We start from the raw sequence: 16467 nt of genomic DNA on the forward strand, positions 1-16467 counted from the left end.
TTTTTTTTTTTAAAAAAAAATCGGGGGGGGGGGGGGGGGGAGGGGAGGCGCCGGCCTGAAGGGGCTGGCCGGCGCGGGACTGCTGAACTTGCGGTCGTATTGCTGTCTTATTACTGGCTCAATACGACTTTATCGGCAAAATATTCCGTCTCGCCGAAGCATTGCGTGGGCACGCCCTTGTGCTGGCTGTAGGTGACGAGAATGCGCTTGCCGGCGGCAGCCGACAACTGCCTGGCCACGTCTTCATCGCGCACGCTGAACTGGAATTTTTCCGGGATGGTGCCGGGCAGTGCCGTCAACAGCAATTCACCTTCCCATGTCTTGCAGATCCAGCCCCGCTTGGAGAACTTTTGCAGGTAGCCCGCCCGTTCCCCTTCCGAGTACGAGAAGCTGAGGGCCATCCACGTGTAGGCGGCCAGCAGCAGGAAGCCGGCCACGAGGAAGATGGCGAAGGCGAAGGTGACTTTTTTGGTCGTAGGGGTCATGGTAGGGTTGTTTAGGTAAAAGGATCAGTCCTTGCGGCCGGCTTTCCAGTTCAGTCCGAAATTGTAGCGCTCGTCCATGGCCTGGTGCGCCGTGATTTTACCTTGGCCGCCGAAGTATTCCACCAACTTTGTCACCTGCAGGTTGCCGCCGTGGTTTTCCAGCATGGCGATGGCGCACATGGCGTGCTGGCTGTCGCTGTCGAGGCGCACTTCCACCGTTGGCTGGCCGGGAATTTCGATCGTCACGACGCCATCGGTGGCGGCCCAGTTCGGCACGCCTTCGTAGATGAAGGCGTACACGAGCACGCGCTTGATCTGGTCGAAATGGGTGCCGTTGATGAAGATGTTTTCGCCGCTGCTGATGCTGCCCGTGCGGTCGTCGCCTTCCAGGTGGATGTACGGCGGACGGTCGTAGGCACCCCAGCTGTTGCCCAGCGCCTGCACGGCGCTTTTGCTGCCATTGCTCATTTCGAACAGGCAGCCGATGTCGAGGTCGATGCCGCCCGCACGGCCGGCCGGTTTGTTGAACAGCTTGCCGAGGAAGCCCGTGTCCAGCTTCGACGCGGGCGCCTGGCCTTGCGACGCGTTCTGGTTCCAGTTCAGGTTGACGCGGATGCGGCCATAGCCGCCGCTGTCGCGCTTGTCGAGCGAGATCTTGTCGCCGCGTTTTTCCAGGCGGATTTTCGACAGCGAGATTTTATTCGCCGGCGGCGGGGCCGCCGGCGTGGGCACGGAAGCCGGCGCTGGCGCCGGGGAGGATGCCCCCGCTTCGCTGCCGCCAAAGTGCTTCAGCAGGGCCGCCAGGCCGCCCGCGAAACCCTGGCCCACGGCGCCGAAGCGCCAGCTACCGTCGCGGCGATACAGTTCGCCGATGATGACGGCTTTTTCATCCTGGAAGTCATTGCCCGTGAAGGCAAACGTGGCCGCCTGGCCCAGCGCCATGCTGGAATTGCCCAGCGCGCGCATGCTGCCCTGTTCCGTCGCCGCCGTGAACACCAGCTTGTCGATCGAGGCGGGCAGGCGGGAAAGGTCGACCTGGAAGGTGGAGCGGGGGCCGTTCAAGTCCACCGTGATGGCGTTGTCCGGCGCGCTTTTCTGGTTGAAGAACACCATGTAGCGGTCGTCCGACAGCTTGCCGGCCGCATCGACGCCGAAGCAGCTGACGTCCACTTCCATCGAGCCCGAAACGATATCGAGTGTGACGGCAAACGGGCCATTCAAGCCCAGGTCAGCCAGTTTGCCTTTTTGTCCGCGTGTGAAATTGGTCATGGTCGTGCAGTCCCTTCGTCGCTGGAGAGTTGAGTATTCAAGGAGTGGTGCAAATGGGGGGCGGGCGCCGCGGCGCCGTCGGCCGCATGGCGGATGCCGAACAGGCGCGCCTGCTCGATGATGCGCAGTGCCCAGCTGCTGTGCGTGGCCACTTCGCACATCGATTCCTGCATGCGGAACACGGCCGGGCTGTCCGGGTCGATGATGCGCAGCGCCAGTTCGATGTCCGACTGCGCCACCTGGTAGTGGCGTTCGATCTGCGGCACCTGGTCCGGGTGGATGGCCGTCTTGGCGATCATGCCGTGCGCCATGTCCTGCGCCACTTCGGCATCGAGCCAGCTGCCCTGCGACAGGTGCTCGAAGACGGGCGCCGTCAGCTGGAAGCCGTGCGGCTTGAAGATGGTGACCAGGCGGCCGATGACCTGGCCCAGCGGCGTTGAATAAATGGTGCCGCTGGTGGGGCGGCGCAATCCCAGCAGGGCCAACAGATCGTTGCCGCCGATGCGCAGGGCCAGGATGCGGCGCCGCACTTCCGGCGCCGACAGGATGATGCGGAACTGCTTCATTTCCTCGTCGTCGAACACTTCCGCCGTTTCCAGGGTCGGCATCAGCAGATGGTGCGTGTGGCGCACCAGCTCGAAATACGCGGCGAAATTGTGGCGCGTGGATTTCGGCAGCACGAAGCCGCTCAATTTGTCGGCGCCGGGCATGGCCAGCACGCGTGCCAGCACGTCGAGATTGCGCACGCGCACGAAGCGCAAGGTATCCGATTCGTCGCACATGTTTTGCAGCGCCAGCGACAGGTTGAACATCGCGTAACTGAGGTCGCGTTCCGCGATGGCGTCTTCGGTGCAAAGTATGACCGAACGCAAATGGCTGAATTTGTCGCCATTCGCGATCGCCAGCAAGTCCTTGTGCGTGGTCGGCACATACATGGAGGCGCCAAGCGCCGCTTTATGCTCGCTTTGCGGGTGTAGGGAGTTGTTATCCATCGACTGCGCTCCTGATAAGGGCAACCGCCTGGTAGGGCAGCGCCGGTTCTACTGTGACGGGTATGGCTTTTTCCTGCGCCAGAAGCAGCAAATGTGCCACGTCCGGCGCATTCGTGTCGCGCACGATCAGGCGCTCGGGCACGCGGCGCAGCAGCACGCGCGTCGCTTCGCCGATGCCTGGCTTGATCAGGTTGATGTCGCTGATGCCGTATTCCTGCTGCGCCGCGGCCATGTAGGCTTGCGAGCGGGCCGCCATGGCTGGCGCATCGCTCGCTTCGGCCAGCGGGATGCCGCTGCTGGCGGCAATCGCCACGGCGTCGGCCACCAGGCCGTCGGCGAAATCGCGCGACTGGTCGTGCGCTTCGAACTGCGCGTAGTACACGCAGCCATGGAAGTCGTCCGGGCCGATGGCATCATTCAACACGGAGCGGCTGACCAGGCCCGATACCGTGGCATTCAGAATGCTTGACGGGATCAGGTAGTCGCTGGCCGATGCGGCGCAGGCGGCCGTGCCGGCCAGGTCGGACAGCACGAACAGGCCGCCGTCGATGGCCGTGCCATGCGCCGCGTTGAAGTCGTTCACCGTCTGGCGCAGTTCGCGCGAAATCACCCCCTTGCCCGTCCAGCCGTCGACGAAGACGAGGGATTCGGCCGCATGGCCGTGCGCCAGGATGTGCTGCAGGGCATTGGCGTCGATGCCGCGGTCGCGGATGATGGAGACGGAATAGTGGCTGCATTCGCGCTGGAACACCTGGCGCAGCAAGTGGCCCAGGATGACGCCCACGGGCGTGCCGGCGCGCGCCAGCGAGACCAGCGTGATGGGGCCCGTGCGCCGCGCCGCGATCAGGGCGGCCAGGCGCAGGCAGTCGCGCGCCATCTGCAGGCGGTTGGCCGCAAACGCACTCCGGAACAGGGCCAGGTAGGCGGGCGAGGGCAGGGATTCGGGCGACAGCATTTCGCTGTAGTGGCGCTGGCCCGACTGGATCAAGCGCTCTTTTTCGGCCAGGTCGAGGATAGGCTCGAGCGCCATCGGCGTGAGCAGAAACTCCACGTCTTCCTGGCGGTAGCTGCCGCTGAAATGCTGCATGCCGTCGGTCATAGCGCCGCCACCGTGAGTGCCGCCAGCTGGGTGCCGTTGGGGATGATGGCGTAGTCGCAGGCGGCCATGAAGCGGGCGTCCGAACGGCTGTCGCCCATGCCGAAGCTGACGATGGGGCCATGTTCGGCTTCCAGCTCCGCGCGCAGGTAAGCGACGGCGCGTGCCTTGTTCAGGGTTTTCGGCAGCACGGCCAGGTTGTTGCCGTTGCGGTGGATGAAGTAGTCGGTGCCTTCGGTGGCGATCCACTGTTGCAGCACCTGCTCTTCGATATCGGCCAGGCGTTCGCCGCGCGCTTCGTGGTCCTTGACGACGATGTAGAACGGCGTGTTGTAGTCCTCGATCAGGCGCGCGCGCGAAGGCATGCCCGTCCTGGCCTGGAAATCGTCGATGATGCGCATGGCTTCCCGCAGGCCGGGCAAGGCCGTCTGCATGTCGTCCTGCATCAGGGCCAGCCAGCCCGCGTCGAGCGCGCCGCCCGGCTGCAGCACGATGCCGCCGTAATCGAGCACGCTGTAGCTGGTAAACGGCAGGTCGACCCGGCGGAAGGCGTCGCCATTTCTCGCCGTGGCGGGAATCAGGGTCATGCCGCTGTGCGCGAATTCAAAGAAGGCGCGCTGGCGCGCCGTCGTAAACGAGCAGGCGTCGCCATTTTTCAGATAGGCGGCCGGCTGCAGGTCGGTCTCGCCCGGGCATTTTTTCGGGGTCTGGAACAGTGTGTCGTCCAGATCAACAAACAGGAATTTCTTCAATTTTGGTCTCTGACTGAAAGTGGAACAGGCGGCCATTCAACTGGCCGGCGAGTTGCATGAGGGCCGGGCTGGCCGGGGTTTCATGGCAGATGAAAACGTGCTGGTACTGGCCAGGTGCCACGTTGTACAGGTAATTGGCGATGCCTTCGCCGTAGTTGTCGTCGCAGTTGACGATGTGGCCGACGGAGCCCCATGACAGGATGGGCGAGCGCGTGGTCGATTGCACCACCACGTTCTTGCCCAGCGCTTCCAGCTCGCGCGCCAGCAAGAACGACGGGTGCATGAATTCGCCCGTGCCCAGCACCAGCACGGAGTCGCCGGCGCCGATTTCCTGCGCCAGCTGCACCGCCAGGCCTTGCGGCGGCGCCAGGGCGCGTCCCACGCCGATGCGGCCAAACGCGGGGCTGGCGCCCCGTTCCGCATTCGCCTCGAAGCGCTGCGCGCTGGCCGCTACCGGAGCAGGCGCATCGCCTGCCTGGAAGGCGTACTGGCCGGAGAGCGCCGCGCCGATGCTGGTGGGCAGGCCGAAACGCTCACTCAAGCCCGCGTTTGCGGCCTGGCCCATGAAATTGGTGATCACACCCAGGTGCAGCTTTTCCAGCTGCGGATAGCGCGCGCGGCACACTTGCACCAGGTTGGCGAAGGTGTTGCCGGTCGACGCTTCATCGTCGATCAGCACCAGGCTGCGGGCCGTGGAAAACAGCGCGCTGGCGGCGTCCGATAAATGCAGGAACTGGCGCGGCGCGTGGCTGTGCGCCTCCTCGAATTCGAAGAAGGGCACCGTGCCCACGCGGTAGCGCGAGCTGTGCAAAAACAGGGCTTTTCCATGCGGGTTGGCGCGCAGCCATGCCTCGAACACGCCCTGGCCCAGGCCGACGGCCGTTTCCGCCATGGCGATGAAGACCACGGGGCCGGGCAGGCTGGGGGGGATCTGCGCGGCCAGGTCGTCGTGGATGGCTTGCATGGCGCGCGGCGTGACGGGCCAGTGCTTGCCCAGCACCTTGGACAGGAACAGGAAACCCCGCTTGGCGTTGGCGCGCGCGGCAAAGCCGATCAGCCAGTCCAGCGGAAAGCGCGCCTCGTCCACTTTCAAGGTCAGCTCGCCCGTGGGCATCTGCTGCTTGACGATGTTCATGGCAGCTCCACGGCGTAGGCGGCTTCGCCCACGCGCATGCCTTCGTGGATGGCGGGCACGGTGAGCTTGTCAAAGCCCTGGTCGAAACCGGCCAGCGCCAGGTAGGGCAGGTTCGGGCCGGCAGCGCACGCCATGCCGATGCCGCCCGACATGCGCGGGTTGATTTCCAGCAGCGCCAGGCCATTCGCGCCTTCGCGGAACTGGATGTTGAAGACGCCATTCAGGCGGTAGTCGCGCGCCAGTTTGTCGCAGGCTGCCAGCAAGTCGTCGCGCAGTTCGATCAGCTGGCCGCTGCCGCCCCCGTGCAGCTTCTTGCGCGGCACGGCGCAAACGAGCTTGCCCTGGTCGGCGACGCAGTCGGCGCTGTATTCGTGGCCGTCGAGGTATTCCATCAGCAGCAGGGTCTTGAACGATGCCATCTGCGCCAGGCCGCTGCGCAGCTCTTGCGCATTGATCTGGTAGGCGGCGCCGGCCAGCAGCAGCTGGGCGCTGGTGCGCTCTTCATCGAGAATGGCAAAGCCCAGGGCATACACGGATTCGGACGGCTTGATGCACAGCTTGCGATGCAGCGGGCGCAGTTCGGCGTAGGCGGCGTCGTATTCTGCGATGGTGGTGACGGCGCGGTAGTCGGCCGGACGCGCCATGGGCAGATCGAGGCCGTCGCAGAAGCGCGCCTTGTCGTGCATCAAATTCAGGATGTCTTCGCTTGCCACGCTGAGCACGCGCGTGCCGATGGCGGCGAAGCGCGCGCTGGCGCTGCCGATCAGGCCCGCTTCCTTGCCGGGCCAGAAAATCGTGATGCCCCGCTCGCGGCAGAATTCCAGGCACCACTCGACATAATTGAGGCCCGTCAGTCCCGACGGTTCGACCGCGTATTCGTGGGCCGACAAAAAGGCGGCCGCGTGCGCGTTCGTATTGCTGCACACGATGTGGTAGCGGGGCGCGCCGCCAGTCGCGGCCATATCGGCCTCGCGGATCAGGCGCATGGCCGTGCCGACCGAGGAAAATGTTTTGTTGAACCAGACTCTTTGCATGTACGGGGACCGGGTAAAGAAAGGGAAAGCCGCGCGCAGGTGCGCGCGCGGGGAGTCTAACCAGCCAGACTTAACCTGGCCTTAGAAAAACGCCCGCCCAAACCTGCTGCGCGTCGTGGACGCGGCCTGCGATGCTCACTGTGCATACGCACAGCTGCGCTTCTCGGCCACGTCCCCTTCCGCTCGCAACGGTTTTGGCGGGCGTTTGAGGATCAGCCAGCCTTGCCGCTGGCTGTCCATTTGAGGAAGGCGTCGCGGTTGCGCGAGCAGATGAACACTTTGCCCGAGCCGGAAAAGCGCAGCACGATGCCTTCGCCGCTGGTGACGCTATTGACGATATTGCCGAGGAAGCCGCCGATGCCGCCGCCGCTGGCGCCGCCGCCCGTGGTCACGGAAATCTCGTATTTCAGGCTGTTGTCCCAGCACACGACGTGGGAATTGTCGATCACGACATCCTTGCCCGGCTCGACGTCGAGCTGGAACATGGAGCCGAAGCCCGACACCACCACTTGTCCCGTGCCGGCCGTCTCCATGACGAAGAAGCCGCCCGACTGCGCGAACAGGGCGTTGCCGATGCTTTGCGTGCGCACCTTCATTTCCGTGCCCGAGGTGGCGGCGACAAAGGCGCCGTCGTTGAGCAGGTACTGGCGCGCGCCCACGTCGACCACTTCGATGGCGCCCGGCAGGGTGGGCGAGAGCAGGCAATCGCCGCTGCCGCGCACCGCTTCGATATGCTGCTGGAAGAACGATTCGCCATTCGCGAAGCGGCGCATGATGGCGCTGCCCAGGCCGCCCGTCATCTTGCCTTTCAAGTCCAGCGCCGTTTCCATCATCACCATCGCGTCGGATTCGCAATAGATGGTTTCGCCCTGTTTCATGCTGACGTGGAGGAAAGGATCGACGTCGCCCGTGACACTAAATACTGGCATGATAAATCTCCAAAAAAAAGCCGCCTGAACTGTGCAGGCGGCAGTGATGATACGACACTAGTCCAATTCACCGCAGAAAGCCAGGCAGGCTTTCTGCGTGTGAATTTTAGGCATTGACGCCGAACGAGCGGGCCAGTGGGCCCAGGCCGCCGTTGAAGCCCTGGCCGATGGCCTTGAACTTCCATTCGCCGTTGTAGCGGTAGATTTCGCCAAAGATCATCGCCGTTTCCGTCGAGCTGTCTTCGGACAGGTCGTAGCGGGCGATTTCTTTTTCGCCTTCCGCGTTCAGGCAGCGGATGAAGGCTTTCGAGACCATGCCGAAGTTCTGGCGGCGCGCGTCGGCATCGTGAATGGTGACGGTGATGCTGATGCGGTCGATGTCGGCCGGCACGCGCGACAGGTCGATTTCGATGCGCTCATCGTCGCCTTCGCCTTCGCCCGTGGTGTTGTCGCCCGTGTGGACGACGGAACCGTCGGTCGACTTCAGGTTGTTGTAGAAGATGAAGTCAGAGTCGCCACGGACTTTGCCGTCGCTTTTCAGGAGGAAAGCGCTGCCGTCAAGGTCGAAGGTGGCGCCGTCCGTCGAACGAGGATCCCAGCCGAGGCCGACGATGATCTTCTTCAGGTTCGGTGCTTCCTTGCTCAGGTTGACGTTGCCGCCTTTTTGCAAACTGATTGCCATGTGGTGCTCCTTTTCAGTAATTTACTTAAACATACCTGCATGGGATGAGCGCAAGGCGCTCGTGCCATTACTTCCTCAATTGGGGGCGGAACCCCCGATTTCAAGCTTGTGCCGCGTGCCGTTTGCGATAGCGCAAGGATGACCACAGCGAGACCAGGATGAAGGCCACGCCCGACAGGCCCGTGAACCACTCCGGAATATGGTACTTGACGGACGCCAGCATGATCAAGGCCAGGATGCCGATCGCATAATGGGCGCCGTGCTCCAGGTAGACGAATTCGTCCAGGGTACCCTTGTGCACCAGATACACCGTCATCGAGCGCACGAACATGGCGCCGATGGCCAGGCCCAGCATGATGATGACGACGTCGTTGGTGATGGCGAACGCGCCGATCACGCCATCAAAGCTGAACGAGGCGTCCAGCACTTCCAGGTACAGGAAGCCGCCGATACTGCCGCGCGCCACCGTTTTTACCAGGTCGCCATTGCCATTCCTGGCTGGCGCGGCGCCTTCTTCTGCGTCATCCTGCAAGTCCGGTTCGTCTTCTTCCAGCAAGCCGCTGATCCAGTTCACGCCGATGTAGACGGCGATACCGACGATGCCCGAGGCGAGCACGCTGTATTTTTCATCCACAGGGCCCATCGCCACGCAGGCGGCCACGGCGCCCATGGTGATCAGCACGGCCAGGCTTTCGGTGCCCAGCGCATTGACTTTTTCCTCGGCCCAGCCCAGCCAGTGCAACTCCTTCTCATCGTCGAACAGGAAGTTCAGGAACACCAGCAGCAGGAAGGCGCCGCCGAAGGCCGCCACTTGCGCATGGTTGTCCGTCAGGTGCTTGGCATACACGTCCGGCGTCGTGGTGGCCATGGTCCACACGTCGACCAGGCCCAGGCCCGTGGCGACGGAAACGATGACCAACGGAAACAGCAGCCGCATGCCGAAGACGGCCACGAGGATACCGACCGTCAAGAACAGTTTTTGCCAGAACTCATTCCAGTGACGCAAGACCGAGGCATTCACCACGGCATTGTCGAACGACAGCGACACTTCCATGATGCCCAGCACGCCCGTGATCCACAGCGCCTGGATCATGCCTGACATGCCGCCATGGCTGTACCCCCACCAGCCTGACACTGCCATCAGGATAAAAGTGACTAAAAAGGAAATTCTGAAATGCCGCATGAGGACCCCGTTGCAAGTGTGAAAGACGTTTGATTATCCGCGCCGCTGTGTGCGCCGCACTCAGTGTTGATATACGTCAATTGTTGTATATGCCATGATTTTATATTAGTTGCCGCCGGGGGCGGCGTTTTATAGGCTGACGATGGACAGTTCTGCTGGCTCGGATGATCTGCGATAATTGCGGCGCGCCCGTCGGGCTGCCGCAGCCCCTCGCACACTTGACAGACATATATATAAGAAGGAATACCCCGTGGATATCGCTTACCTCGTCACGCCCCTGATCACCTGGATCCTGGTCGGACCGATCAAATTCCTGATCAACAGTGTCCGCACGCGGCAATGGGCGTTCGGCCTGGTCGGCAATGGCGGCTTTCCCAGCAACCATAGCGCCGTCGTTTCCAGCATGGCCACCCTGATCGCCTTGCGCGAGGGCATAGGCCATCCCGCCTTCGGCGTGGCGGTGACGTTGGCCTTCATCGTCATCATCGACGCCAACAGCCTGCGCCAGCACGTGGGCAAGCAGGCGGCGGCCATCAATCGCCTGGCCAAGGAAGCGGCCAGCCCGGCGCATACCTGGTTGCGCGAGCGCATGGGGCATACCCTGGTGGAAATCGCCGGCGGCCTGTGCACGGGCGTGGCGATCGGTTTCCTGATCAACACCGTTTTTGCCCGCTAAGTTCGCTTTCCCTGAAACGCAAAACCCCGCCTGAAGGCGGGGTTTTGCGTTTCAGGGCGTAAAAACTACGTTTCATCCATTCATTAAAGCATTACAGGAAGCCGCCGATTGACATGCCCGGACACGCTCATGGATACTTTGGCGCTTGTGGTTTTAATAAAAATATTATGCTTGCTATCGCTTGCAGCCCTATCCGGGCCGCAGCAACGGTAGTGGTGCTATCTATCCGGAGAATTACCCATGTTGCGCAAAACCCTGTTTGTTCTGGCAATCGCTTCCGCCCTGGCCGCCTGCGGCAAAGAGTCCAAAGATCCCGGCAAGGGCGGCAAGAATGGCAAGGAACAGGCGGGCGCTGCCGTCAATCTGCTGGTATCCCCGGAAGACCTGCTGACCATCCAGAGCAATGCGCTGGCATCGGGGCCTGTCATCACCGGTTCCGTGCAGCCTGAGCGCAATGCGGACTTGCGCGCCGAAGTGTCGGCCGTGGTGATCCAGGTCATGAAGGAAAATGGCGAAGTGGTCAAACGGGGCGACGTGCTGGTGCGCCTGGACGAAACGTCCATCCGCGACGGCCTCAATTCGGCCGAGGAAGCCAGCCGCGCCGCCGGCCAGGTGCTGGAGCAGTCCGAACGCATGTTCCAGCGCATGAAAACCCTGCGCGCCTCGGGCATGACGTCGACGCAGGCGCTGGAAGACGCGGAAATCCGCCGCAACAATGCGCAAAGCGACCTGTCCGCCGCGAAAAGCCGCGCCGTGCAAGCCCGCCAGCAGTTGCAGCGTACCCTCGTGCGCGCGCCGTTCGACGGCATCGTGAGCGAGCGCAAGGTATCGAATGGCGATACGGCGCAAATCGGCAAGGAATTGATCAAGGTCATCGATCCAACCAGCATGCGCCTCGAAGGCCTGGTGTCGGCCGACAAGATCGGCGTCGTCAAGGTGGGCCAGCCGGTATTGTTCCGCATCAATGGTTATCCGGGACAGGATTTCGCTGGCAAGGTGCGCCGCGTCGATCCTGCCGCCAACGCCGTCACGCGCCAGGTGGCCGTGCTGGTCGATTTCAATGACAAGGAACAACCGCGCGTGGCCGGCCTGTATGCGGAAGGCCGCATCGAGACGGAAACCGTCAGCGCGCTGATGATCCCCGACTCGGCCCTGGTGAAGGCGGGCGACGTCACGTACACGTGGAAAGTCAAGGACAAGGCCTTGCATAAAGTCAACTTGCGCATCGGCGCGCGCGACGTGCGCACGGGCCAGTGGGAAGTGCAAAGCGGCCTGGCCAGCGGCGATACCGTGCTGCGCACGCCGGGCTCGACCTTCAAGGATGGGCAGAAAGTGGAATTGACGGCCGTCAAGGCCGTGCCAGCCGCCGCCGTGGCCAGCAGCAGCACCGCCGTTGCCGGTAAAGGAAACTAAGCCATGTTCCTTTCCGATTTCAGTATCAAGCGGCCCACCGCCACCATCGTCCTGATCCTGGCCATGATGTGCGTCGGCTTGCTGGCGCTCAAGAAACTGCGCGTCAACCAGAACCCGGACGTCGAAGTACCGTTCATCGTCGTCAGCATTCCTTACCCCGGCGCGTCGCCCGACACGGTCGAGCGCGAAGTGGTGAACCGCCTGGAAAAGTCCTTGCAAAGCATTTCCGGCGTGACCGAAGTCAACAGCGATTCGAATGAAGGTTCGGCCAGCATCTTCCTGAAGTTTTCCTTCAATACCAACCTGATCGAAGCGTCCGACAATATCCGCAATGCGATTGCCGCCGTGCGCTACAAGTTGCCGACGGAAATGCGCGAGCCTATCTTGCAGCGCATCGACCCGGCTGCCGAACCGATCATGCAACTGGCCCTGTCGTCGAATACGCAAAGCCATGCGGAAATTTCGCGCCTGGCCGAAGACGTGCTGTCGGACCGCTTCCGCACCGTCGATGGCGTGGCGCTGGTCAACGTGGGCGGTTCGCTCAAGCGCGAGCTGTCCGTGCTGCTGCGGGCGGAAAAATTGCGTGAATACAATGTGTCCGTCAGCGATGTCGTCACCGCCTTGCGTAACCAGAACACGAATGCGCCCGTGGGCAAGGTGCGCGGCATCCTGGACGAGAAAAGCATCCGTCTGGTGGGCCGCATCGAATCGCCAAGCGACTTCGAAAAAGTGGTGATCAAGCGGCGCGGCGAGGAAATCGTGCGCCTGGCGCAAGTGGCCACCATCGAAGATGGCTTTGCCGAAGTCAACAGCCTGAGCATGCGCAGCGGCAAGCCCAACGTGGGCATTTCGATCACCCGCGTGCGCGACGCTTCCACCGTCAGCGTGGCCAACAAGATCCGCGACATGGTGGCGGAAATCAACAAGACCTTGCCGAAAGGCACGATCCTGCAAGTGACGCGCGATGGCGGCGAAAACGCCCAGCATAGCTTGAACAACGTGATCGAATCGCTGGTGCTGGGCGCCGTGCTGACGATTTTCGTCGTCTACGCCTTCCTGAACTCGTGGCGTTCGACCCTGATCACGGCGCTGAGCCTGCCTACGTCCGTGATTGCCGCCTTCATTGCCGTATGGCTGTGCGGCTTTACCCTGAACTTCATGACCTTGCTGGGCCTGTCGCTGGCCATTGGCGTGCTGATCGATGACGCCATCGTCGTGCGCGAAAACATCGTGCGCCACATGCAGATGGGCAAGGACCGCCGCACGGCCGCGCTGGAAGGCACGGCCGAGATCGGCATGGCCGTGGCTGCCACGACCTTCTCCATCATCGCCGTCTTCATTCCCGTCGCGTTCATGCCAGGCATCTCTGGCGAATGGTTCCGCCCGTTTGCTTTGACAGTGACGTGCTCGGTGCTCGTCAGCCTGGGCATCTCGTTTACGCTCGACCCGATGCTGTCGGCCTACTGGGGCGACCCGGTCGAGGAACACTCGGCGCCGAAAAAGGGCATCGGCCGCGTGCTGGAAAAATTCAACCACTGGTTCGACCATCAGGCCGACCGCTATGGCCGCGTGATCGCCTGGGCCCTGCATCACCGCCGCTGGATGGCCGTCATCGCCTTCGGCAGCCTGGTGGGCGCCATCGTCCTGCACTCCACGCATGGCGGCACGAGTTTCTTGCCGGCATCCGATTCGGGCAATCTGATGATCAATGTGCGCACGCCATCGTCGAGCAGCATCGAGTATTCGCGCTTGAAACTGGAAGCGGCGGCCGTGCTGGCGCGTACCTTGCCTGAAACCAAGGATACCAACAGCTCCATCAATGCCGGTGGCGGACGGGTATATGTCGACATCGGCAAGCGCAACACCCGCAAGCGTTCGGCCAAGGAAATCGCCGTCGAGCTGCGCGAAAAGATGTCGCGCCTGGTGGGCGCCGAGTACGTGGTGCAGGATGACTTGAGCAATGGTTCGCAAAAGCCGATCCAGGTGGAATTCACGGGCCCGGATTCGCGTAAGCTCATGGAAATCACGAACGCCTATATGGACAAGCTGCGCGCGATTCCCGGCGCCGTCGACGTGGGCCTGTCCGAGCAAGACCCGAAGAACGAGCTGCAGATCGAGCTCAATCGCGGCCTGGCCAACTCGATGGGCATTTCCGTCAATGATGCGGCGCAATCGTTGCGCGTGGCCTTCGCCGGCGTGGAAGTGGGCGACTGGGTCGACCCGACGGGCGAGACGCGCGACGTGGCCGTGCGCCTGCATCCCGATGACCGCGTGGCGTCGGAAAACATCGAGCGCCTGCCGATCAGCGTGACGGGCACGTCGCAAATGGTGCCGCTCGACCAGATCGCCACCATCACCATGGGCAAAGGTCCGTCCGGCATCGAGCACAAGAATGGCAAGCGCACGATCACCGTGTCGGCCAATGCGCAAGGCCGCTCGAACGGCGAAGTGACGAGCGACGCCATGAAACTGGCCAACTCCATCGACTTCCCGCCCGGCTACGGCCTGGCGCTCGGTGGCGCCGGCCAGGATCAGCAAGAGCTGTTCACGGAAATGCTGATCGCGCTGGTGATGGGTATCGGCCTGATGTATTTGATCCTGGTGATGCAGTTTGGTTCATTTACGGCGCCGGTGGCCGTGATGATGTCCTTGCCGCTGAGTCTGATCGGCGTGGTGGTGGCGCTGGTGATCACGAACAATACCCTCAACCTGATGAGCTTTATCGGCATCATCATGCTGATGGGCCTGGTCGCCAAGAACGCCATCCTGCTGCTGGACGCGGCGCGCAAGCGCGAGGAAGAGGGGCATGGCCGCGAAGATGCGCTGATGTATGCGGGCCGCATGCGTCTGCGTCCCATCCTGATGACGACGTTCGCGCTGATCGCCGGCATGTTCCCCGTGGCGCTGGGCTTGGGCGAGGGTGGCGAGTTCTACCGTCCATTGGCGATCGCCATCATCGGCGGCACCATCACCTCGACGATTCTGACCCTGCTGGTCGTGCCTACCTTCTATGACAGCATCGAGATCGCCCGCGATGGCGCCGTGGCCAAGTTCCACCGCCGCGCCGCGCGCATGCCCGTAGCCGTGGCCATGATATTGACCTTGCTCGAATGCGTGCTGACCTTGCTGTTGGTGCGCTTCGTCTACCGCATGCTGAAAAAGGCCGTGCTGTTCCTGATGGGACGCCGCACGCCGAAGGCGACGTCGGTCAGCCTGCAAAAGTAATACCGGGCCAAGGCGCAGCTTGCGCTGCGCCGTGGTATTTCAAGAGCCTTCCGCGGAAGGCTCTTTTTTTTACCTGCCCGTCTGGCCAGAGGGCTAACTGTTGCGTGGCGGCGGCGTGGTGCCTGTGCCCGTGCCTGTTCCCGGTGTCGTGCCGTTGGGGGGCGGCGTGGTGGATGGCGGCGTGGTCGTGCCATCGGGGTTGGTGGTGGCGCCCGGTGTCATGCCAGGCGTGGCTGGCGTGGTGGTGTCCGGGTTGGTCGTGCCCGTGGTGCCGGACGTGCCGCTGGTGGCGGGCGGCGTTGCCGGTCCGGTGGCGGCGGGCGTGGCGGTGGTGCTGGTGTCATTGCGTTTGTTGCAACCGCCCAGCAGCGCGCAGACGATGGTGCTGCCGAGGACGAGCTTGCTGGTAGTCAGGAGTGGAGCCGTCATGATTGTTCCTTTTCAGTGTAAGACTGTCATGGAAACGCATGCCTCGCCAGATTGCGTATCTGGAACAAGGCTGGCATCGCTTGCAAGGTTTAGAGTAGGCGGGCCGGCACAGGTTCACCGGACTTGCGCAGGCGTGGTGCTGGCGGGGGAGGGGAGCGCGCTGCGTTTGACGCAGCGCAAACCTGCAAGGGATATGATCAGTTGGGCCAGGACAGGTTGTCCCGGCCGCGTAAGGAGCGTTTATTTGGCGGCAGGGGCCTTGCTCACTTCCACTTCCCAATCCACGCCCGATTCGACGTGATGCTTGGCGGCAAAGTCGCCCTGGCTGATGGCGACGGCCACGTCGAGCAGGCTGTTCAGGTAGACGAGCGGCTTGCCTTTGGCGACGCCGCCAAACGTGTGTTCGAATGGCGCCGTGACCTTGGCCACTTGCTTGCCCTTGTGCAAGATGCGCACTTGCAGTGGATCGTGCAGCTTTACCTGCAACTCGTCGAGCAGGGATTTCGGGATATTCGTCCACACATTGCCATACTTGACGTCCAGCACGGGCACGATGCCGCGGATGGTGTTGCCGTCGCGTACAGGTTTTTGATACGCGATCTTCACCACGGATTCGCTCGGCAATTGCGGACCCACCTGTTCATACGTGATGGCGCCCGACGCCAGGCGCGCGCCCACATACGCGTACACGTCGCGGCCATGGAAGGTGTACGATTCGGCGGAACCCGCCAGGCGATTGACCTTTTCATCGATTTCACGCAGTTCGGCCACGCCGTCGCGCTCGGCGATCAGGGTGAACAGGCCATTGTCCGGCCCCACGAAATAGCGTCCACCCTTGGTTTTCAGCACCACCGACTTGCGCGCCGTGCCCACGCCCGGGTCGATGACGGACACGAACACCGTGCCTTGCGGCCAGTAATTGGCCGTCTGGTACAAACGATAGGCGCCCAGCCAGATGTCGTAGTCGGGAATCTGGTGCGTCAGGTCCGAAATGGTCAGCTGGGGATCGACGCCATAGGCCACGCCATGCATGGCCGATACGGCGCCATCGGCCGTGCCGAAGTCCGTCATCAGCACCAGCGGAGATGCGGCTTGCGCGGCGGACAGCATGAGGGCGCTCAGGCAGGCGCCGGCGACGAGGTGGGAGATTTTCTTGATGATCATGGG

General features: G+C 62.7%; 15 protein-coding genes. 3 read left to right on the top strand and 12 right to left on the bottom strand.

All coding sequences use genetic code 11. The features are described 5' to 3' along the window. Positions 1-110: 110 nt before the first annotated feature. The 10 genes from CSQ91_RS00005 to CSQ91_RS00050 form a co-directional block, all read right to left on the bottom strand. Positions 111-485, bottom strand: coding sequence for a hypothetical protein (locus CSQ91_RS00005; protein WP_070259721.1), 375 nt, complete (start codon positions 483-485; stop codon positions 111-113). A gap of 24 nt (positions 486-509) precedes the next feature. After that, positions 510-1754 (bottom strand): TerD family protein, encoded by a 1245-nt coding sequence (locus CSQ91_RS00010; protein WP_099387043.1) that lies wholly within the window; start codon positions 1752-1754, stop codon positions 510-512. Then, a complete protein-coding gene (locus CSQ91_RS00015) occupies positions 1751-2746 on the bottom strand; it encodes an HpcH/HpaI aldolase/citrate lyase family protein (protein WP_034785095.1) in 996 nt (331 codons plus the stop codon). The genes CSQ91_RS00010 and CSQ91_RS00015 overlap by 4 nt, the downstream gene beginning before the upstream one ends. Then, positions 2739-3845, bottom strand: coding sequence for a cysteine protease StiP family protein (locus CSQ91_RS00020; protein ID WP_099387044.1), 1107 nt, complete (start codon positions 3843-3845; stop codon positions 2739-2741). The genes CSQ91_RS00015 and CSQ91_RS00020 overlap by 8 nt, the downstream gene beginning before the upstream one ends. Beyond that, positions 3842-4594, bottom strand: coding sequence for an HAD family hydrolase (locus CSQ91_RS00025; protein ID WP_099387045.1), 753 nt, complete (start codon positions 4592-4594; stop codon positions 3842-3844). Before CSQ91_RS00025 ends, CSQ91_RS00020 begins: the two co-directional genes overlap by 4 nt. Next, positions 4572-5729: a phosphoribosyltransferase domain-containing protein gene (locus tag CSQ91_RS00030; protein ID WP_099387046.1), complete on the bottom strand. Its 1158-nt coding sequence runs from the start codon at positions 5727-5729 to the stop codon at positions 4572-4574. The genes CSQ91_RS00025 and CSQ91_RS00030 overlap by 23 nt, the downstream gene beginning before the upstream one ends. Continuing rightward, complete coding sequence (locus tag CSQ91_RS00035; RefSeq protein WP_099387047.1) at positions 5726-6763, bottom strand: ATP-grasp domain-containing protein; 1038 nt, start codon at positions 6761-6763, stop codon at positions 5726-5728. The genes CSQ91_RS00030 and CSQ91_RS00035 overlap by 4 nt, the downstream gene beginning before the upstream one ends. 212 nt (positions 6764-6975) lie before the next feature. Further along, positions 6976-7692 carry a TIGR00266 family protein gene (locus CSQ91_RS00040; protein WP_035826041.1) on the bottom strand — a complete coding sequence of 239 codons (717 nt, stop codon included), beginning with the start codon at positions 7690-7692 and terminating at the stop codon, positions 6976-6978. A gap of 106 nt (positions 7693-7798) precedes the next feature. Beyond that, entirely contained in the window at positions 7799-8374 is a 576-nt protein-coding gene (locus CSQ91_RS00045) for a TerD family protein (RefSeq protein ID WP_034785104.1), read from the bottom strand. A gap of 100 nt (positions 8375-8474) precedes the next feature. Next, a complete protein-coding gene (locus tag CSQ91_RS00050) occupies positions 8475-9557 on the bottom strand; it encodes a DUF475 domain-containing protein (protein ID WP_099387048.1) in 1083 nt (360 codons plus the stop codon). Between the two features lie 250 nt (positions 9558-9807). Here CSQ91_RS00050 and CSQ91_RS00055 point away from each other — a divergent pair, with 250 nt between their 5' ends. From CSQ91_RS00055 to CSQ91_RS00065, 3 genes are all read left to right on the top strand, one after another. Continuing rightward, on the top strand, positions 9808-10233 hold the full coding sequence (locus CSQ91_RS00055) for a divergent PAP2 family protein (RefSeq protein WP_092612170.1): 426 nt from the start codon (positions 9808-9810) through the stop codon (positions 10231-10233). A gap of 240 nt (positions 10234-10473) precedes the next feature. After that, positions 10474-11646 carry an efflux RND transporter periplasmic adaptor subunit gene (locus tag CSQ91_RS00060; RefSeq protein WP_099387049.1) on the top strand — a complete coding sequence of 391 codons (1173 nt, stop codon included), beginning with the start codon at positions 10474-10476 and terminating at the stop codon, positions 11644-11646. 3 nt (positions 11647-11649) lie between these two features. Next, entirely contained in the window at positions 11650-14871 is a 3222-nt protein-coding gene (locus CSQ91_RS00065; RefSeq protein ID WP_070259737.1) for an efflux RND transporter permease subunit, read from the top strand. Between the two features lie 93 nt (positions 14872-14964). On the opposite strand, the gene CSQ91_RS00070 is transcribed toward CSQ91_RS00065, so the two are convergent. After that, on the bottom strand, positions 14965-15300 hold the full coding sequence (locus CSQ91_RS00070) for a hypothetical protein (protein ID WP_099387050.1): 336 nt from the start codon (positions 15298-15300) through the stop codon (positions 14965-14967). Between the two features lie 240 nt (positions 15301-15540). After that, entirely contained in the window at positions 15541-16464 is a 924-nt protein-coding gene (locus CSQ91_RS00075; RefSeq protein WP_099387051.1) for an SAM hydrolase/SAM-dependent halogenase family protein, read from the bottom strand. Positions 16465-16467: the final 3 nt, after the last annotated feature.

It is taken from the genome of Janthinobacterium sp. BJB301 (genome assembly GCF_002735685.1).
Classification (GTDB): domain Bacteria; phylum Pseudomonadota; class Gammaproteobacteria; order Burkholderiales; family Burkholderiaceae_D; genus Janthinobacterium; species Janthinobacterium lividum.